Below are 19,060 nucleotides of genomic sequence, written 5' to 3' on the forward strand. Positions count from 1 at the left end.
CTCCTCGGGTGCAGGCTCTTCAGGCGCGACCTCCTCTCCCCCCTTGAGGGGGAGATGGTCCGAAGGACCAGAGGGGGTCGGTTCGACGGGACTCGGTGTTTCTGCGACAACAGATTTCTCTGTCGCGTCCGACGATCCAACGACCCCACCCCGCTCGATTTCATCGATCGACTCGCCGGGGCGAGCCACGGGTCTCGCCCGCCCTTCGGGCCCCCTCAAGGGGGAGGGGGACGCCGGCGTTTCATCGGCTTCCTCTCGCCGTAGGAAATCGGGAAGCGCCGGACGCTCGGTGAGGGTTTCTTCGGCGATAGGTGTTTCCGGCGCGGAGGCCGAAATTTCTTCAACAGGCGCGGGTGGGGCTTCGGCCTCAAGCGCTACAGATGCCGTTTCGGTCGGCTCGGAAGGTGCCGCCTCGGCTGGCGATACGGGAACTTCCGCCTCAGGTGCGGGAAGCGCTGCCTGCTCTTCTACCGGCTCGGGCTTGGCCTCTTCGGCCTGCTTGCGGCCAAAGGAGAAGACTTTCTTGATGAAGTCGAATGCCATGCTTTGCTTCTCAGGCCGCGCGGCGGGCGGCGGCAGCGGCGGTCAGCCGTGCGCCGTCATGGCCGGTGATGGTGGCGGCAAGGATTTCGCCGGGCTGGCCGCCGTCGATGGCCGCCAACGTGAAACCTTCAGTGCGGCCGAGGCCGTTGCGCTCTACCAGGAGCGACTGGTTCGTGCCGACGAGCTTGTCCAGATGACGCCTATATGCAGCTTCGCCGGCGGCGCGCAGGCGCGCGGCGCGCTCCTTGATGGCGCGGCCAGAAACCTGCGGCATGCGGGCGGCGGGCGTGCCCTCGCGCGGCGAATAGGGGAAGACGTGGAGATGGGTCAGGCCGCATTCCTCGACGATCTTTTCCGAATTCGCGAACATGTCTTCGGTCTCGGTCGGGAAGCCGGCGATGATGTCGGCGCCGAAGACGATGTCGGGGCGAAGTGCGCGCACATCGGCGCAGAAGCGGATCGAATCGTCGCGCAGATGGCGGCGCTTCATGCGCTTCAGGATCATGTCGTCACCCGATTGCAGCGACAGGTGCAGATGCGGCATCAGCCGCTTTTCGGTGGCGATGGCGTCGAGAAGATCGTCGTCGGCCTCGATGGAATCAATGGATGAAAGCCGCAGCCGCTGCACGTCGGGAACCTGCGTAAGGATCGTCTTGACGAGCTTGCCGAGTTTTGGCGTGCCCGGCAGGTCGGCGCCGAAACTGGTCATGTCGACGCCGGTCAGCACGATCTCGGCATAGCCGTTGCCGGTCAGGCGCTTGATCTGCTCGACCACCGCGCCCATCGGCACGGAGCGGGAATTGCCGCGGCCATAGGGGATGATGCAGAAGGTGCAGCGATGGTCGCAGCCATTCTGCACCTGCACGAAAGCGCGCGCCCGGCCCTCGATGGCGTCGACCATGTGGGATGCCGTCTCGCGCACGCTCATGATGTCGTTGACGCGGGCCTTTTCGGTATCGTTGACGCCGAAGTCGGGCAGCGCGCGGTAATTATGGCGTTGAAGCTTTTCCTCGTTGCCAAGCACGAGGTCGACCTCGCCCATCGCGGTGAAGGCGGCAGGATCGGTCTGGGCGGCGCAGCCGGTGACGATGATGCGGGCGTCGGGATTTTCGCGCCGCGCCTTGCGGATCGACTGCTTGGCCTGGCGCACGGCCTCGGCGGTGACGGCGCAGGTGTTGAAGATAACAGCGCCGTTCTTGAGTTCGCCAAGACCGGCGGCCTCGGCCTCGCGGCGCATCACCTCGGATTCGTAGGTGTTCAGCCGGCAGCCGAATGTGACGACATCGACCGCCATCAGGCCGCGCCCTCGATCTCGCGCTGCCATGCGCCGGTGGCGGGATTGAAGTTGCCGGAAAATTCCCACTCCGCCGGGCCGGTCATGACGACATGATCGTCGGCGCGCCATTCGACCGTCAGCTGTCCGCCGCTCGGCACGGTGACCTCGACCTTGCGGCCGGTGCGGTTGGTGCGGGCGGCGCAAACGACTGCCGCGCAGGTGGCCGAACCGCAGGCCAGCGTCAGGCCGGCACCGCGCTCCCAGGTGCGCAGGTTCAGCGTTTCGCGCGAGGTGACCTGCGCAATGGAGATGTTGGCGCGCTCGGGGAAGATCGGATGGTTTTCAAGCAGCGGGCCGAAACGGTCGAGCTCATAGGACCAGACATCCTCGTCGACCCAGAAGATCGCATGCGGATTGCCCATCGAGGCGACCGAAGGGGAATGCAGCACCGGCGCGTCGATCGGGCCGATCTGCAGTTCGATCATGCGGGTGTCGCGGAACTCCTCGGCCAGCGGGATATCCTGCCAGCCGAAGCGGGGAATGCCCATGTCGACCGAGATCAGGCCGTCGGCATGTTCCTCGGCGTTGAGAATGCCGGCGATGGTCTCGAAGGTGAAGACCTTCTGCCCGGTTTCGGCGGCAAGCGCCTGGACGACGCAGCGCATGCCGTTGCCGCAGGCCTGCGCCATGGTGCCGTCGGAATTGATGATCTCGATATAGTTGATCGTGCCCGGCGTGCGCGGATCATAGATGGCCATGATCTGGTCGAACTTGGTCGCCGGGTCGGCGTTCAGCGCAATGGCCGCAGCAGGCGTAATGCGGTCGGCACGGCTCCGCATGTCGGCAACGATGATCTCGTTGCCGAGCCCATTCATCTTGGCGAAAGGCGCGGTCATGCTCATTTCGGCCTATATGGCGGAAACGACGGCGAATTACCAGTGGAGAAGGGCGTGCCGCAATGGCAACGCCCCTCGTGGTGATCGGCCTGGCCGATGCTAGCTGTTGCGGGTCATCTCGAACAGGAACCAGACGCGGCGCTCGGCTTCGTCGATGAAGTTTTCGAGCAGGCTGGCTGTGGCGACGTCGTTTTCCTCGTCGCAGACGTCATGGGTGCTGCGCATGGAAGCGATCAGCGCCTCATTGTCCTGGCGCAGTTCGGCCAGCATGTCCTCGGGCGTCACGAAGTCGGCATCGTTGTCGGGAATGCGCTGGAGGCGGGCGATATGGCCGATCGAGCGCAGCGTGGTGCCGCCGAGCTTGCGGGCGCGTTCGGCGATCACGTCGGTCATGGCGAAGATCTGGTCGCCGTGCTCGTCCAGCAGCAGATGGTAGTCACGGAAATGCGGGCCACTCATATGCCAGTGGAAGTTCTTGGTCTTCAGGTAAATTGCGAAAACGTCGGCCAGAAGGGCATTCAGAGCCCCGGTGATGTCGCGTCGCGCATTGTCGCCGAGGCCGGTTGGCGTGGTGAGCGGGGCCTTGCGGTTCTTCTTGGCCTTGTCCGTATCCGGCATGATTAAGCTCCTGTGAGATTGTGCGTGCCTTGCAGAAATGCTGGCCATTAAACTCTGTTCCCTGCCAAGCGCTCAATCAAGCCCCGATGTCGGCTTTCGTAAGCACCAGCGGCACATCCCAGACTTCGCCGGCGAGCATGGCGCGGAATTTCTCGCGGGCAATGCCGTGGGTCTCCAACGCTTCATGCAGCTTGGCGCGGGGCTCGTCGATCGGCTCGTTGGTGAGCTGGAACGTGCCCCAGTGACAGCCGGCGGCGAAGGCGGCATTGGCAAGCAGCATGCCGCGCACGGCTTCGTCCGGGTTCTGGTGCTGCGGTTTCATGAACCAGCGCGGCTCATAGGCGCCGATCGGCAATATGGCGAAGCGGAAGCCGCCATGTTTTTCGGCAATCAGGCGGTAGTTTATGCCGTCGTGAAAGCCGGTGTCGCCGGCGAAATAGATCTTTCCGGCCGGCGTGCCGATGACGAAGCCCGCCCACAGCGCCATGCGACGGTCCTTGGCGCCGCGTGCCGACCAGTGATGGGCCGGCTCGATGTGGATGGAAATGCCTTCGAATTCGAAACTGTCGCCCCAGTCGCCGGTGACGACGCGCATTTCGGGCGCCCCGGCGCGGATGATGATGTCGTTGCCGAGCGGGGTGATGACCAGCGGGTCGTGGGCTGCCTGCAGGAGCTTCAGCGTCGCAACGTCGAGATGGTCGTAGTGATTGTGGCTGACAAGAACGACGTGGATCGGCGGCAGGTCTTCGAAGGCGATGCCGGGCGGGTTCACGCGCTTGGGGCCGGCGAAGGTGAATGGCGACACGCGCTCGGACCAGACAGGGTCCGTCAGTATGTTGAGCCCGGCGACCTGGATGAGCAGCGAGGCGTGGCCGACCATGGTGACGCGCAGATCGTCGCCGGCAATCTTTCGCGCCGGTTTTGCCTGGGCGAAGGGCGTCGGCCATAAGGCAGGCCATTTGGACCGGCCGCCGCCGAGCTGCCATTTCAGCAGCGCCGAAAAGCTGCCGGGCGGAGTGCCGTCAGGATTGAAGAAAATGCGGCCGTCGAAATGATCGCTTTCGGGGCCTTGGTAATATGGATTCGGTGTTTTCGGTTTCCTGGCCATCTGATGCTCAAGATAAAGGTGCAGGGGGCTGGTGCAAGCATTTGATGGCTGCAAGATCAAGCAGAGGCATCCCGGTTTGCTAATATAGAACCGGCAACCGAGGGAGAGTGCCGTGAAGAAGCGAACCAAGCAGCCCTGGATGGCGGCGGGCGACTTCGGCCGCTCGCTGCCGCGCGGCATCGGCGTCAATCTTCTCGTCCGCGAGATTGCGCCGATGGAGGATTTCTGCCGGGACGTGCTCGGTGCGCAGATCATCTATGCCGACGAGGATTTCGCTGCGGTCCAGCTTCTCGGGTCGGTGTTCATGCTGCATGCCGACCATTCCTATCTCGACAATCCGATGACGGGTGTCATTGCCGGCGTGGAGACGCGCGGTGCGGGACTGGAGATCAGGCTCTACGGTGCCGACCCCGATCGCATCGAGGTCATGGCACGCAAGCACGATCACATCGTGCTGGCCGGTTCGGTTGACAAGCCGCATGGCATTCGCGAATGCCATATCGTCGGGCCGGACGGCTATGTCTTCGTGCCGAGCCTGGCCATCGCTGGTTGATCCGGAATCTGCGATATTTTTGCAACATGGTGCGCCGCAAACCGTATTTTAACCATATGCGGTTGAAATCTGCCCATTATCGCCCTGTTTGTAGGGATGGTGAATTTTAGCGGGTGGCGGACCCGGGCTCCGACGGAGGTTTAGATGATTTTTTCGAGAACGGGCCTGTTGGCCGTATCGCTTCTGGCGCTGGCGGCAAGCGGGTGCCAGAGCGATCGCATGTCTTCGGTGGACACGCAGCCCGCGCCCCTTCCGGCTGCGCCGACGGGACGCGTGACCGGCGGCTCGCTGCCGCCTCCGGTTTCCCCCGGCACCACCGACCCGTCGCAGTTTCCGAGTGCCCCGGGTGCGAACACGCAGGTTGCCGGGCTTCCGCCCGCAGCCGCCCCGCAGCCCGACGCCAATGCGCCCGACCTTTCGGCCGGCAGCGTCGCCGGCGTCTGGAATGCCTCGGTTTCCGGCCAGAGCTGCCGCGTCGCCACCCCGCAGACCAAGTTCGGTCAGGGTTTCCGCGCCGGCCCGCTGCGTTGCCCGGCTCCGATCGACGGCGTGAAGTCGTGGAATGTCGCGGGCAAGCAGCTTACCCTCTATGATGAGAACGGCGGAACGCTGGCGCGCCTCTATTCTTCCGGCGCCTCGAAATTCGACGGCCAGACCGAGAGCGGCGTGCCGATCTCACTCAGCAGATAAGACGCAAGCCGCGTCTTTATTTCGGCGCGCGATCCTGTAAGAAAGCCCGCAGCTTTCGGGGATCGTGCCCGAAAAATCCGACCACGGATCTCCAGAGACATGATCAATGCATCTGCGTGACGGTATCCAGACGCGAGCTACCGTCCGGCAGCGTTACGACCATCTCGCCGAGACGGGCGCGCTGGAGCGCGACCCGGCGCAGGAAGTCATCGTCGGCGCACTTGACCGGCTGATCGACGAGCTTTGCTCAAAACGGCTGGCGCAGAAATCCAGCGCGCTCGGCTGGCTGTTCGGCAAGAAGCGCGAGAACCAGGCGCCCGTCAAAGGGCTCTACATCCATGGCGATGTCGGCCGTGGCAAGACCATGCTGATGGACATGTTCTTCGAGCTGGTGCCGGTGCGACGCAAGCGGCGCATCCATTTCAACGACTTCATGGCCGATGTGCAGGATCGCATCCAGAAGCACCGGCTCGCGCGCAAGAATGGCGAGACGAAGGAAGACGATCCGATCCCGCCGGTGGCGGCCGCCTTGGCCGACGAGGCCTGGGTGCTGTGTTTCGACGAGTTTTCCGTGACCGACATTGCCGACGCCATGATCCTGTCGCGGCTGTTTTCCGCACTTTTTGCGCAAGGCGTGGTGCTGGTCGCGACGTCGAACGTTGCGCCGGACGATCTCTACCGCGACGGGCTGAACCGGGCGCTTTTCCTGCCTTTCATCAGCATTCTCAAGCGTCATGCCGACGTCCTCGACCTCGATGCCGACAAGGATTACCGGCTCGAGAAGCTGAACCGCATGCCGGTCTATATGACGCCGCTGGGCGCTGAAACCGACCGGCAGATGGATGAAGCCTGGAAGGCGATGACCCATGGCGCGCCGGCGGAAGCTGCGTCGCTGACGGTGAAAGGCCGGCAGGTGGCGGTGCCGGTTGCTGCCGGCGATGCCGCGCGCTTCACCTTCGCCGAGCTGTGCGAGAAGCCGCATGGCGCGCGCGACTATCTGGCGATCACCGGGCGCTTTTCGACGATCTTCGTCGACCATGTGCCGGTGCTGGCGGAGAACCGGCGCAACGAGGCCAAGCGTTTTATTCTCTTCATAGATACGGTCTACGACCATCACGTCCGGCTGGTGGTCAGCGCCGAAGCGCCGCCGCAGGAGCTTTACGTCGGCAAGCGCGGCACGGAGGCCTTCGAGTTCGACCGCACCGCATCGCGGCTGATGGAGATGCAAAGCCGCGACTGGCTCGACGACTGGGCGGTGCGCCATGCGCCTGCGCAACCTCAGGAAGCCGGCAAATCTTTGACAGCCTGACGTCCATTTCGCGAAAACTTTGACGTTTACGTAACTCCATTTGTTTCTAACCGATTGAAATCCTTGAGGTCAAAATAATCGGTTGAATTTCAAGCCCTATGGGTCTAATTCCAACGGCGAAATTCTGGCTGCATAACCCTGATCCATCTGGCCTAAACGCTCTATCCACCGGCGCCATCGCGCCCGGTTACAGACAAAGGGAAAACATCCTCACATGGCACGCAACAAGATAGCCCTCATCGGTTCCGGCATGATTGGCGGCACGCTCGCCCATATGATCGGCCTCAAGGAACTCGGCGACGTCGTCCTCTTCGACATCGCGGAAGGCATTCCGCAGGGCAAGGGCCTCGATATCGCAGAATCCTCGCCGGTCGACGGTTTTGACGCGCGCTATACCGGCGTCAACGACTATGCCGGCATCGAGGGTGCGGATGTCTGCATCGTGACGGCCGGCGTGCCGCGCAAGCCCGGCATGAGCCGCGACGATCTGATCGGCATCAACCTCAAGGTGATGGAGCAGGTCGGCGCCGGCATCAAGAAATATGCCCCCAACGCTTTCGTCATCTGCATCACCAACCCGCTCGACGCCATGGTCTGGGCGCTGCAGAAGTTCTCCGGCCTGCCGAAGAGCCATGTCGTGGGCATGGCCGGCGTGCTCGACTCGGCCCGTTTCCGCTATTTCCTCGCCGATGAGTTCAAGGTCTCGGTCGAGGATGTCAGCGCCATGACGCTCGGCGGCCACGGCGACGACATGGTGCCGATGGTGCGCTATTCCACGGTTGCCGGCATTCCGCTGCCGGATCTCGTCAAGATGGGCTGGACCAGCCAGGAAAAGCTCGACGCCATCGTCGAGCGTACCCGCAAGGGCGGCGGCGAGATCGTCGGCCTGCTCAAGACCGGTTCGGCCTATTATGCGCCGGCTGCCTCGGCGATCGCCATGGCTGAAAGCTACCTCCGCGACAAGAAGCGCGTGCTGCCATGTGCTGCCTATCTCAGCGGCCAGTATGGCGTGAAAGACATGTATGTCGGCGTGCCGGTGGTGATCGGCGCCGGTGGCGTCGAGCGCATCATCGAGATCGACTTCAACAAGGCAGAAGAGAAGATGTTCGAGACGTCGGTCGCGGCCGTGAAGGGCCTTTGCGAGGCCTGCGTCGGCATTTCGCCCAATCTCGGCGGCAAGTGAGGATCGGCTCATGAACATTCATGAATATCAGGGCAAGGCGCTGCTGAAAGGCTTTGGCGCGCCGGTTGCCGAAGGCGTGGCGATCTTCAGCGCCGGTGAGGCCGAGGCTGCGGCCAAGAAGCTGCCCGGACCGCTCTACGTGGTGAAGAGCCAGATCCATGCCGGCGGCCGCGGCAAGGGCAAGTTCAAGGAACTGTCGGCGGACGCCAAGGGCGGCGTGCGGCTGGCGAAGTCGATCGAAGACGTCGTCGCCAATGCCAAGGAGATGCTCGGCAACACGCTGGTGACCAAGCAGACCGGCCCTGCCGGCAAGCAGGTCAACCGCCTCTATATCGAGGACGGCGCCGACATCGACCGCGAGCTCTATCTCTCGATCCTGGTCGACCGCACCGTCGGCCGCGTCGCCTTCGTGGTTTCGACCGAGGGCGGCATGGACATCGAAGCCGTGGCGCATGACACGCCGGAAAAGATCATCACTGTTGCGATCGATCCGGAAAAGGGCGTGACCGCCGAAGACCTCAAGGCGCTGAATGGCGCGCTGAAGCTTTCGGGCGAGGCGGCTGCGGACGGCGAGAAGCTGTTCCCGATCCTCTACAAGGCCTTTGTCGAGAAGGACATGAGCCTGCTCGAGGTCAACCCGCTGATCGTCATGACGAATGGCCGCCTGCGCGTGCTGGACGCCAAGGTGTCGTTCGACAACAACGCCCTGTTCCGCCATCCCGACGTGCTCGAACTGCGCGACACGACCGAAGAGGACGCGAAGGAGATCGAGGCGTCGAAATACGACCTTGCCTATGTCGCACTCGACGGCAATATCGGCTGCATGGTCAACGGCGCCGGCCTTGCCATGGCGACGATGGACATCATCAAGCTCTATGGCGCAGAGCCGGCGAACTTCCTCGATGTCGGCGGCGGCGCTTCCAAGGAGAAGGTCACCGCGGCGTTCAAGATCATCACCGCCGACCCGGCGGTCGAAGGCATCCTGATCAACATCTTCGGCGGCATCATGAAGTGCGATGTCATTGCCGAGGGCGTGATCGCGGCGGTCAAGGAAGTCGGCCTCAAGGTTCCGCTGGTGGTTCGCCTCGAAGGCACCAACGCCGAACTCGGCAAGAAGATCATCAATGAGAGCGGACTGAACGTCACCTCGGCTGACGATCTGGACGATGCGGCCAAGAAGATCGTCGCGGCGGTGAAGGGCTAGCTGATGAATACCGCGCAGTGGCCCCTCGAGCTCGTCTTCATCGCGCCTTTTGCGGTGATGTTCGTTGCTGTCTGGGGCACGAGACGCGGCAACCATCGCTTTCTTGCTGCCTTCGGAGCCGCGATTTCAATGGTGCTTGGCGGCGCGTTGCTGGTCTCGGGTGTGGATGCATCCTGTGCCATCAACGAGAGCGAGTGCATCGGCGCAACAGCGACGGCTTACCTGATTGGCTTGATTTGGCTGATAGCATTTGTGGTCAGCGTAGTTTTGATTTCACGTGCCAAGGCCGTGAATAATTTGAGATCGGAGTTCCGCAACTAATGTCCATTCTCATCGACAAGAACACCAAGATCCTGGTGCAGGGCCTGACCGGCAAGACCGGAACGTTCCACACCGAGCAGGCTTTGGCCTATCACGGCACCAAGATGGTCGGCGGCATCCATCCGAAGAAGGGTGGCGAGAGCTGGACCGGCGCCAAGGGCGAGACCCTGCCGATCTTCGCAAGCGTTGCCGAAGGCAAGGAAAAAACCGGCGCCAATGCCTCGGTCGTCTATGTGCCGCCGGCAGGTGCTGCAGAGGCGATCATCGAGGCGATCGAAGCGGAAATCCCGCTGATCGTCTGCATCACCGAAGGCATCCCGGTCGCGGATATGATCAAGGTCAAGGCGCGCCTCGACCGTTCGACGTCGCGGCTGATCGGCCCGAACTGCCCCGGCATCGTCACGCCCGACCAGTGCAAGATCGGCATCATGCCCGGCAACATCTTCCGCAAGGGCTCGGTCGGCGTTGTTTCGCGCTCCGGCACGCTTACATATGAGGCTGTGTTCCAGACGACGAATGCCGGGCTTGGCCAGTCGACTGCCGTCGGCATCGGCGGCGATCCGGTCAAGGGTACGGAATTCATCGACATGCTCGAAATGTTCCTGGCCGACGACGAGACCAAGTCGATCATCATGATCGGCGAGATCGGCGGTTCGGCCGAGGAAGACGCAGCGCAGTTCCTGATCGACGAGGCCAAGCGTGGCCGCAAGAAGCCGATGGCCGGCTTCATCGCCGGGCGCACTGCACCTGCCGGCCGCACCATGGGCCATGCAGGCGCTGTGATCTCCGGCGGCAAGGGCGGCGCGGAAGACAAGATCGCGGCGATGGAAGCGGCAGGCATTCGCGTGTCGCCGTCGCCGGCACGTCTCGGCACGACGCTGGTCGAGGCGATCAAGGGTTAAGGGAATAAGGGAGTAGCGAATAGTGAGTAGTGAAGAGTAGCGAACGGCAGAGACGTCCTTCTTCACTACTCTCTACTGACTACTCACCATTCCCTTTCGCAAAAGGAGACGGAGCCAAAACTCCGGATTGAGAAAATGGCACGACAAGATCAGGCCAACGACCAGTTTTCCCTCACCTCGTTCCTCTATGGCGGCAACGCCGATTATATCGACGCGCTTTATGCCGCCTATGAGGACGATCCTTCTTCGGTCGATCCGGAGTGGCAGGATTTCTTTGCTTCGCTGAAGGACGATGCCGGCGACATCAAGAAGAACGCCAAGGGCGCTTCCTGGTCGACGCCGAGCTGGCCGCTGCAGTCGAACGGCGAACTCGTCTCGGCGCTGGACGGCAATTGGGGCCTGGTCGAAAAGCAGATCGAGAAGAAGGTCAAGGACAAGGCCGTCGCCAATGGGGTGGCGCTTTCCGACATCGACATCCTGCAGGCGACGCGCGATTCCGTGCGCGCGATCATGATGATCCGCGCCTACCGCATGCGCGGCCATCTCCATGCCAATCTCGATCCGCTCGGCATCGCCAATCCGATCGAGGACTACAACGAGCTTTCGCCGGTCTCTTACGGCTTCACCGAGGCCGATTACGACCGCAAGATCTTCATCGACCATGTGCTCGGGCTCGAATATGCGAGCATCCGCGAGATGCTCGACATCCTGACGCGCACCTATTGCTCGACGCTCGGCGTCGAATTCATGCACATCTCCAACCCGGAGGAGAAGGCGTGGATCCAGGCCCGCATCGAGGGACCGGACAAGGGCATCGCGTTCACCGCCGAAGGCAAGAAGGCGATCATGCAGAAGCTGATCGAGGCCGAAGGCTTCGAGCAGTTCATCGACGTCAAGTACAAGGGCACCAAGCGCTTCGGCCTCGACGGCGGTGAATCGCTGATCCCGGCGCTGGAGCAGATCATGAAGCGCGGCGGCGCGCTCGGCATGAAGGACATCGTGCTCGGCATGGCCCACCGCGGCCGCCTCAACGTGCTTTCCCAGGTGATGGCCAAGCCGCACCGCGCCATCTTCCACGAATTCAAGGGGGGCTCCTACGCCCCCGACGACGTCGAAGGCTCGGGCGACGTGAAGTACCATCTCGGCGCATCGTCGGACCGCGAGTTCGACGGCAACAAGGTGCATCTGTCGCTGACGGCCAACCCGTCGCATCTGGAAATCGTCGACCCTGTGGTGATGGGCAAGGCCCGCGCCAAGCAGGACCAGCTCTACGGCCGCACGCCGCGCGACGAGATCGTGCCGCTGGAGGAACGCGCCAAGGTGTTGCCGCTGCTGCTGCACGGCGATGCGGCCTTTGCCGGCCAGGGCGTGATTGCCGAAATCCTCGGCCTGTCGGGCCTGCGCGGCCACCGCGTTGCCGGCACGCTGCATTTCATCATCAACAACCAGATCGGCTTTACGACGAACCCGCGCTTCTCGCGTTCGTCGCCCTATCCGTCTGACGTCGCCAAGATGATCGAGGCGCCGATCTTCCATGTGAACGGCGATGATCCGGAAGCGGTTGTCTATGCCGCCAAGGTGGCGATCGAATTCCGCATGAAGTTCCACAAGCCGGTGGTGGTGGACATGTTCTGCTATCGCCGCTTCGGCCACAATGAGGGCGACGAGCCGGCATTCACGCAGCCGATCATGTATCGCAACATCCGCACCCACAAGACGACGGTGCAGATCTATGGCGACAAGCTGATTGCCGAAGGCCATATCAGCCAGGAAGAGTTCGACAAGATGAAGGCCGACTGGCGCGCCCATCTCGAATCCGAGTGGGAAGTCGGCCAGCATTACAAGCCCAATAAGGCCGACTGGCTGGACGGCGCATGGTCGGGCCTGCGCACGGCCGACAATGAGGACGAGCAGCGGCGCGGCAAGACGGCAATGCCGGTCAAGACGCTGAAGGAAATCGGCAAGAAGCTGACCGAGGTGCCGCAGGGCTTCGAGGCGCACAAGACCATCCAGCGCTTCCTCGAAACGCGGCGCAAGATGATCGATTCGGGTGAAGGCATCGACTGGTCGACGGCGGAGGCGCTGGCCTTCGGCTCGATCCTGCTCGACGGCAATCCGATCCGGCTTTCCGGCCAGGATTCGGAGCGCGGCACGTTTTCACAGCGCCATTCCGTCCTCTACGACCAGAAGGACGAAAACCGCTACATCCCGCTCAACAACCTCTCGGCTGCCCAGGCGAATTTCGAAGTCATCAACTCGATGCTTTCGGAAGAGGCCGTGCTTGGTTTCGAATATGGCTACTCGCTGGCCGAGCCCAAGGCGCTGACGCTGTGGGAAGCGCAGTTCGGCGACTTCGCCAACGGCGCGCAGGTGGTGTTCGACCAGTTCATCTCGTCGGGCGAGCGCAAGTGGCTGCGCATGTCGGGTCTCGTTTGCCTTTTGCCGCATGGCTATGAAGGGCAGGGGCCGGAGCATTCGTCCGCAAGGCTGGAGCGTTTCCTGCAGCTCTGCGCTGAAGACAACATGCAGGTTGCCTACTGCACGACGCCGGCTAACTATTTCCACATCCTGCGCCGCCAGCTCAAGCGTGACTTCCGCAAGCCACTGATCCTGATGACGCCTAAGTCGCTGCTGCGCCACAAGCGGGCGGTGTCGACGATCTCGGAAATATCCGGCGAAAGCGCCTTCCATCGCCTGTTGTGGGACGATGCGCAGATGCTGCCGGACCAGGCGATCAAGCTCACCAAGGACTCGAAGATCCGCCGCGTCGTGCTGTGCTCGGGCAAGGTCTATTACGACCTCTACGAGGAGCGCGAGAAGCGCGGCATCAACGACATCTACCTGCTGCGCGTCGAACAGCTCTACCCGTTCCCGGCCAAGGCGCTGATCAACGAGCTGTCGCGCTTCCGTGGCGCGGAGATGGTGTGGTGCCAGGAAGAGCCGAAGAACATGGGTGCGTGGTCGTTCATCGACCCGTATCTGGAATGGGTGCTCGCCCATATCGACGCCAAGCATCAGCGCGTGCGCTATACGGGCCGCCCGGCGGCGGCATCGCCGGCAACGGGCCTGATGTCGAAGCATCTGGCGCAGCTCCAGGCGTTCCTCGACGACGCGCTCGGCGAATAATCCCTCAGTTCCAAAAACGGATAGGCAAAAAATGGCTACCGAAATCCGCGTCCCGACCCTCGGCGAATCCGTCAGCGAGGCGACCATCGGCAAATGGTTCAAGAAGGTCGGCGACGCGATTGCCGCCGACGAACCGCTGGTCGAGCTCGAAACCGACAAGGTGACGATCGAAGTGCCGTCGCCGTCTGCCGGCACGCTGACCGAAATCGCAGCACCCGAAGGCGAGACCGTTGGCGTCGGCGCCATTCTCGGCACGATTTCGGCAGGTGCTGGTGCGGCCGCCAAGCCCGCCGCGAAGGCCGAGGCTGCCAAGCCCGACGCGGTGGCGCAGGCAGCCGGTGCTGCAAGTGCTTCGACCACCAAGGAAGCTGCCGAAAAGACCGCCAAGATCGCTGGCGAAGGCGAGATCGAAGAGCGCAAGATGCCGCCGGCTCCGGCCGCCGCCAAGCTGCTTGCCGAGAGCAATGCATCCGTCGATCAGGTGACCGGAACCGGCAAGCGCGGCCAGGTGCTGAAGGGCGATGTGCTCGACGCCATCTCCAAGGGCTTCACCGCGCCGGCCGCTTCGGCACCGGCTGCCGCTCCGGTGGCAGCGCGCGCGCCATCGTCTGCCAGCGAGGAGGCACGCGAGGAGCGCGTGCGCATGACCAAGCTGCGCCAGACGATTGCGCGCCGCCTGAAGGAAGCGCAGTCGAACGCCGCCATGCTGACGACCTTCAACGAGGTCGACATGAAGGCGGTGATGGACCTGCGCACGAAGTACAAGGACGTGTTCGAGAAGAAGCACGGCGTGAAGCTCGGCTTCATGGGCTTCTTCACCAAGGCGGTGACGCACGCGCTGAAGGAAATCCCGGCGGTGAACGCCGAGATCGACGGCACCGACATCATCTACAAGAACTACGCCCATATCGGCGTCGCTGTCGGCACCGAAAAGGGCCTCGTCGTGCCGGTGGTGCGCGATGCCGACCAGATGTCGATTGCCGAGATCGAGAAGGAAATCGGCCGGCTCGGTCTGGCGGCGCGTGACGGCAAGCTGTCGGTCGCCGATATGCAGGGCGGCACCTTCACCATCTCCAATGGAGGCGTCTACGGCTCGCTGATGTCGACGCCGATCCTGAATGCGCCGCAGTCCGGTATTCTCGGCATGCACAAGATCCAGGACCGTCCGGTGGTCGTCGGCGGGCAGATCGTCATCCGCCCGATGATGTATCTGGCGCTGTCCTACGATCACCGCATCGTCGACGGCAAGGAAGCGGTGACCTTCCTGGTGCGCGTCAAGGAAAGCCTGGAGGATCCGGAACGGCTGGTGCTGGACCTCTGAGGTCCAGCCGTTTGAATTGGCGCATGATCCTTCCGGGAAATCTTCCGGTTCCAAGGGTCATGCGCTAGGCTTGCTGCCCCAAAGGAGCAGGACCATGGCCTTCGAACCCAACATTCCGCCGATCCAGGTGCATCTCTGCGTCAAGGGCGGCAGGGAAGCGATCGCTTTCTACGAGAAAGCCTTTGACGCGGTCGAGACCTTCGAGCAGATGGCCGAGGACGGCGTGCGGGTGCTGCATGCCAATCTGTCGATGTTCGGCTCCGAGGTCATGCTGCATGACGAATTCGCCGAGTTCGGCGGTGATGTGCTGTCGCCGCTGAGCCGTGGCGGAGCGGGGCTGACCATCAACATCAATTTGCCCACGCCGTCGGATGTGGATAGCGCAGTGGAACAGGCGGCGGCTGCAGGTGCTGCGATAACCATGGCGCCGGAAGACGCGTTCTGGGGTTCGCGCTATGCCAGGATCACCGATCCCTTCGGCCATGTCTGGGCCTTCAACGCGCCTCTGGAGAAGCAATCGTGACGGGCGGCGGGCTGCGCCCTTCGCTGAATGGATTTGCGCGTGCCGCGCTGGCGGGGGTAATTGCCACCCTGTCCTGCGGTTCTGCATACGCCGCCTGCCCGATCGAGCTTTCGGTCTATGGCGACCGCGAGAAGGTGGCGTCGGTCGAATTTACGCCACGCGGCGAGGCGGCTGCCGTCACCAACCAGTTTCGCATGCTGCTCGACAATGACGTGGTGCTGGACGGCATCGTCATGTGGAGCGAGGGTGTGGCGCGGCCCAACGGCATGCTGATGTACAAATGCCCCGAGGGCGACGTCACCGGCGAGGAGCTGGAAACCTGCACCGTCTGGCAGGGCGTCATCTATACGGCTGATGCGACGGGCACGATCGATCTCCTGCCGGCTCAAGGCGTGGCTGCGCCGGAGAAGCTCGTTTTCCCCGATCTCGCTCATTCGCTGCGTTATTCCTCCGCCTATGGCGAGAAGGGTTTTTCCAAGCTGCCCTGGGACGTTTTTTCCATACAGGGGTGCCAGGAATGAGCGGTGGGGCGAAATCCGTCCTCGTCACCGGCGGCGGCCGGGGCATCGGTGCCGCGATCTGCCGGCTGGCGGTTGAACGTGGGTACCGGGTCGCAGTTAATTACGCGTCCAATGCGGATGCGGCCGAAAAGCTGGTCGCCGAGATCGCGGCGAACGGCGGCGAAGCCTTTGCGGTGAAGGGCGATGTCGGCAGCGATAAGGACGTGCTGGCGATGTTTGCGGCGGTCGACGCCCGCTTTGGTTCGCTGGATGCGCTGGTCAACAATGCCGGGATCGTCGATGTCAAAGCCCGCATCGACGAAATGTCGCTGTCACGGCTGGAGCGCATGATGCGCATCAACGTCATAGGCTCGATGCTGTGCGCCCGCGAGGCGGTGAAGCGCATGTCGACGCGCCACGGCGGCAAGGGCGGCGCGATCGTAAACATATCGTCCGTCGCGGCCACCGTTGGTTCACCGGGTGAATATGTCGACTATGCCGCCTCGAAAGGCGCTATCGACACCTTCACGGTGGGTCTTTCCAAGGAAGTGGCCCTGGAAGGCATACGGGTCAATGCCGTGCGGCCGGGCATCGTCGATACCGAAATCCATGCGTCCGGCGGCCAGCCGGATCGCGTCGAACGGTTGAAGGGCATGATTCCCATGGGACGGGGCGGGACGGCCGAAGAAATCGCAAATACCGTGCTCTGGCTTCTATCGGATGAAGCGTCCTATGCGACGGGCGCATTGGTGAACATTAGTGGTGGGCGCTGAGTTGCCCGAGATTGAAGGATTTTATCATGGCTTATGATGTGGTGGTGATTGGAACCGGCCCCGGCGGCTATGTGTGCGCCATCAAGGCGGCGCAGCTTGGCCTGAAGACCGCCGTGGTCGAGAAGCGGCTCACCCATGGCGGCACCTGCGTCAATGTCGGCTGCATTCCCTCCAAGGCGCTGCTGCATGCCTCCGAGATGTTCGCCGAGGTTTCGCATTTCGACGCGCTCGGTGTGGAGGTCGGCAAGCCGAAACTGAACCTCAAGCAGATGCTTGCGCACAAGGACCAGACGGTCGACCAGAACGTCAAGGGCCTCGACTTCCTGATGAAGAAGAACAAGATCGATGTGCTGCGCGGAACCGGCAAGATCGTTGCCGCCGGCAAGGTTTCGGTGACCGGCGATGACGGCAAGGTCCAGGACGTCGAGACGAAGAACATCGTGATCGCCACCGGCTCGGATGTCGCCGGCATTCCCGGCGTCAAGGTCGATATCGACGAGAAGGTCATCGTGTCGTCCACCGGCGCGCTCGATTTCGTCAAGGTGCCTGCCACGATGATCGTGGTCGGCGGCGGGGTCATCGGGCTGGAGCTTGGCTCGGTCTGGTCACGGCTCGGCACCAAGGTGACGGTGGTCGAGTATCTCGACACCATCCTTGGCGGCATGGATGGCGAGGTGGCAAAGCAGTTCCAGCGCATGCTGGCCAAGCAGGGTTTCGAGTTCAAGCTGAGCTCGAAGGTCACCGGCGTGGTGAAATCCAAGAAGGGGGCGACCGTCACCTTCGAGCCGGTCAAGGGCGGCGATGCCGAGACGATCGAGGCCGATGTCGTGCTGATCGCGACAGGCCGCAAGCCCTATACGGAAGGGCTCGGCCTTGCCGAGGCCGGCGTCGAGCTCGACGAGCGCGGCCGGGTGAAGACCGACGGGCATCTCAAGACCAATGTGGCGGGCATCTATGCCATCGGCGACGTGATCGCCGGCCCGATGCTGGCGCACAAGGCCGAGGACGAGGGTGTTGCCGTTGCCGAGATCATCGCAGGCCAGGCCGGTCATGTGAATTACGATGTCATTCCCGGCGTCGTCTATACGAGCCCGGAAGTCGCTTCGGTCGGCAAGACCGAGGAAGAGCTGAAGAAGGCCGGCATCGACTACAAGGTCGGCAAGTTCCCGTTCACGGCCAATGGCCGCGCGCGGGCCATGCTGAAGACCGACGGTTTCGTGAAAATCCTCGCCGACAAGGCGACCGACCGCGTGCTGGGCGCCCACATCGTCGGCTTCGGCGCCGGCGAGATGATCCACGAGGCGGCGGTGCTGATGGAGTTCGGCGGCTCGTCGGAAGACCTCGCCCGCACCTGCCACGCGCACCCAACCATGTCGGAAGCCGTGAAGGAGGCAGCACTCGCGACCTTCTTCAAGCCGATCCATATCTGATGGCCGCCGGCATGTGGGCGTGGCTGCGCACCAATTTCCTGAAACTTGGTGTCGTCGCTTTGGTCGTCGATGTGATCTCGCGTTTTTACGCGCAGATCGGCATGCAATGGATATCAGACGCCGCGTCCGGCTTGAACCTGACATTCGCCTATCTGGTCACGCTGTTCGACATTGCCGCGAGCTTGTTGTGGGGACTGTTCTCGCTCGGATTTGCGAGCAAGGTTTTGACAGTGCTTAATCGCGATAACGAAAAGCCCTGATACGTCAAAGATGGAAAAGAAACGGCCCGCGGAAAGCGGGCCGTTTGCGTTTCAGGATGCTCTATCAGCTTACTGCGCGGGGGCGGCAGGGGCCGGAGCAGGGGTTGCCGGGGCGGGAGCCGGTTCAGCCGGAGCGGGGGCAGCAGGCGCGGTCGCATCAGGCGCCGGCGTGGCAGGCGTAGCTGGTGCGGCGGGAGCCGTTGCATCCGGGGCAGGCGTTGCAGGCACCGGCGTTGCCGGTGCTGTTTCAGTCGCTGCCGGAGGCGTTGCCTGTTCCACAGGCGAATTCGGCGTGGTCGGCACGAAAATGAAATAGGCGATCACGGCAAGCACGAGAACGATCGCGGCGATCAGGATGCCGCTGCCGCCGGACCTCGATTGCACGACCGTGTTTTCGATTGGGCGGCTGCTGTTGGCCGCATTAAGACGCGGATCGGCTTCCGCGCTGGAAGCCAGCGGCGGTATTGGGTTCATCGGGTCCGTTTCGCGCGGATCCGGAATGCGCTGAGGATTGGCCATGGTGG

19 protein-coding genes are annotated in these 19,060 nt (G+C 62.8%); 14 read left to right on the plus strand and 5 right to left on the minus strand.

Annotated elements, in window-relative coordinates:
- Positions 1–553 precede the first annotated feature (553 nt).
- The 4 genes from mtaB to BM413_RS00080 form a co-directional block, all read right to left on the minus strand.
- Positions 554–1,837, minus strand: a complete 1,284-nt coding sequence (gene mtaB / locus BM413_RS00065; RefSeq protein ID WP_175544214.1) for a tRNA (N(6)-L-threonylcarbamoyladenosine(37)-C(2))-methylthiotransferase MtaB — start codon at positions 1,835–1,837, stop codon at positions 554–556.
- Entirely contained in the window at positions 1,837–2,721 is an 885-nt protein-coding gene (gene dapF, locus BM413_RS00070) for a diaminopimelate epimerase (RefSeq protein ID WP_091908673.1), read from the minus strand. Before dapF ends, mtaB begins: the two co-directional genes overlap by 1 nt.
- 93 nt (positions 2,722–2,814) lie before the next feature.
- Positions 2,815–3,333: a Dps family protein gene (locus BM413_RS00075; protein WP_091908676.1), complete on the minus strand. Its 519-nt coding sequence runs from the start codon at positions 3,331–3,333 to the stop codon at positions 2,815–2,817.
- A 76-nt stretch (positions 3,334–3,409) separates the two neighbouring features.
- Positions 3,410–4,441 carry an MBL fold metallo-hydrolase gene (locus BM413_RS00080; RefSeq protein WP_091908679.1) on the minus strand — a complete coding sequence of 344 codons (1,032 nt, stop codon included), beginning with the start codon at positions 4,439–4,441 and terminating at the stop codon, positions 3,410–3,412.
- Positions 4,442–4,553: 112 nt separating this feature from the next.
- On the opposite strand from BM413_RS00080, the gene BM413_RS00085 reads away from it, so the two are divergent.
- The 14 genes from BM413_RS00085 (at position 4,554) to BM413_RS00150 (ending at position 18,536) form a co-directional block, all read left to right on the plus strand.
- Positions 4,554–4,994 (plus strand): VOC family protein, encoded by a 441-nt coding sequence (locus BM413_RS00085; protein ID WP_244537700.1) that lies wholly within the window; start codon positions 4,554–4,556, stop codon positions 4,992–4,994.
- Positions 4,995–5,138: 144 nt separating this feature from the next.
- Positions 5,139–5,684 (plus strand): protease inhibitor Inh/omp19 family protein, encoded by a 546-nt coding sequence (locus tag BM413_RS00090; protein ID WP_091908682.1) that lies wholly within the window; start codon positions 5,139–5,141, stop codon positions 5,682–5,684.
- A 106-nt stretch (positions 5,685–5,790) separates the two neighbouring features.
- Entirely contained in the window at positions 5,791–6,993 is a 1,203-nt protein-coding gene (zapE, locus tag BM413_RS00095; protein WP_091908685.1) for a cell division protein ZapE, read from the plus strand.
- A 214-nt stretch (positions 6,994–7,207) separates the two neighbouring features.
- Entirely contained in the window at positions 7,208–8,176 is a 969-nt protein-coding gene (mdh, locus tag BM413_RS00100) for a malate dehydrogenase (RefSeq protein WP_091908687.1), read from the plus strand.
- A 10-nt stretch (positions 8,177–8,186) separates the two neighbouring features.
- Positions 8,187–9,380 (plus strand): ADP-forming succinate--CoA ligase subunit beta, encoded by a 1,194-nt coding sequence (gene sucC / locus BM413_RS00105; protein WP_091908690.1) that lies wholly within the window; start codon positions 8,187–8,189, stop codon positions 9,378–9,380.
- A 3-nt stretch (positions 9,381–9,383) separates the two neighbouring features.
- Complete coding sequence (locus tag BM413_RS00110; protein ID WP_091908693.1) at positions 9,384–9,701, plus strand: hypothetical protein; 318 nt, start codon at positions 9,384–9,386, stop codon at positions 9,699–9,701.
- Positions 9,701–10,603 carry a succinate--CoA ligase subunit alpha gene (gene sucD / locus BM413_RS00115; protein ID WP_091908696.1) on the plus strand — a complete coding sequence of 301 codons (903 nt, stop codon included), beginning with the start codon at positions 9,701–9,703 and terminating at the stop codon, positions 10,601–10,603. The genes BM413_RS00110 and sucD overlap by 1 nt, the downstream gene beginning before the upstream one ends.
- Positions 10,604–10,738: 135 nt before the next feature.
- Positions 10,739–13,729, plus strand: a complete 2,991-nt coding sequence (locus BM413_RS00120) for a 2-oxoglutarate dehydrogenase E1 component (protein WP_091908699.1) — start codon at positions 10,739–10,741, stop codon at positions 13,727–13,729.
- A 31-nt stretch (positions 13,730–13,760) separates the two neighbouring features.
- Positions 13,761–15,050 (plus strand): 2-oxoglutarate dehydrogenase complex dihydrolipoyllysine-residue succinyltransferase, encoded by a 1,290-nt coding sequence (gene odhB, locus BM413_RS00125; protein ID WP_091908702.1) that lies wholly within the window; start codon positions 13,761–13,763, stop codon positions 15,048–15,050.
- 94 nt (positions 15,051–15,144) lie between these two features.
- Complete coding sequence (locus tag BM413_RS00130; RefSeq protein ID WP_091908705.1) at positions 15,145–15,573, plus strand: VOC family protein; 429 nt, start codon at positions 15,145–15,147, stop codon at positions 15,571–15,573.
- The gene (locus tag BM413_RS00135) at positions 15,570–16,094 is read left to right on the plus strand and encodes a hypothetical protein (RefSeq protein ID WP_244537701.1); all 525 of its coding nucleotides are present in this window, start codon (positions 15,570–15,572) and stop codon (positions 16,092–16,094) included. Before BM413_RS00130 ends, BM413_RS00135 begins: the two co-directional genes overlap by 4 nt.
- Entirely contained in the window at positions 16,091–16,846 is a 756-nt protein-coding gene (locus BM413_RS00140; RefSeq protein ID WP_091908707.1) for an SDR family oxidoreductase, read from the plus strand. Before BM413_RS00135 ends, BM413_RS00140 begins: the two co-directional genes overlap by 4 nt.
- Before the next feature lie 26 nt (positions 16,847–16,872).
- Positions 16,873–18,276, plus strand: coding sequence for a dihydrolipoyl dehydrogenase (gene lpdA / locus BM413_RS00145; RefSeq protein ID WP_091910172.1), 1,404 nt, complete (start codon positions 16,873–16,875; stop codon positions 18,274–18,276).
- Positions 18,276–18,536, plus strand: coding sequence for a hypothetical protein (locus tag BM413_RS00150; protein WP_091908710.1), 261 nt, complete (start codon positions 18,276–18,278; stop codon positions 18,534–18,536). The genes lpdA and BM413_RS00150 overlap by 1 nt, the downstream gene beginning before the upstream one ends.
- A 69-nt stretch (positions 18,537–18,605) precedes the next feature.
- Here BM413_RS00150 and BM413_RS32950 read toward each other — a convergent pair whose 3' ends face one another.
- Complete coding sequence (locus BM413_RS32950) at positions 18,606–19,055, minus strand: hypothetical protein (protein WP_175544215.1); 450 nt, start codon at positions 19,053–19,055, stop codon at positions 18,606–18,608.
- Positions 19,056–19,060: the final 5 nt, after the last annotated feature.

The organism is Mesorhizobium sp. YR577, assembly GCF_900116595.1.
GTDB lineage: Bacteria > Pseudomonadota > Alphaproteobacteria > Rhizobiales > Rhizobiaceae > Mesorhizobium_M.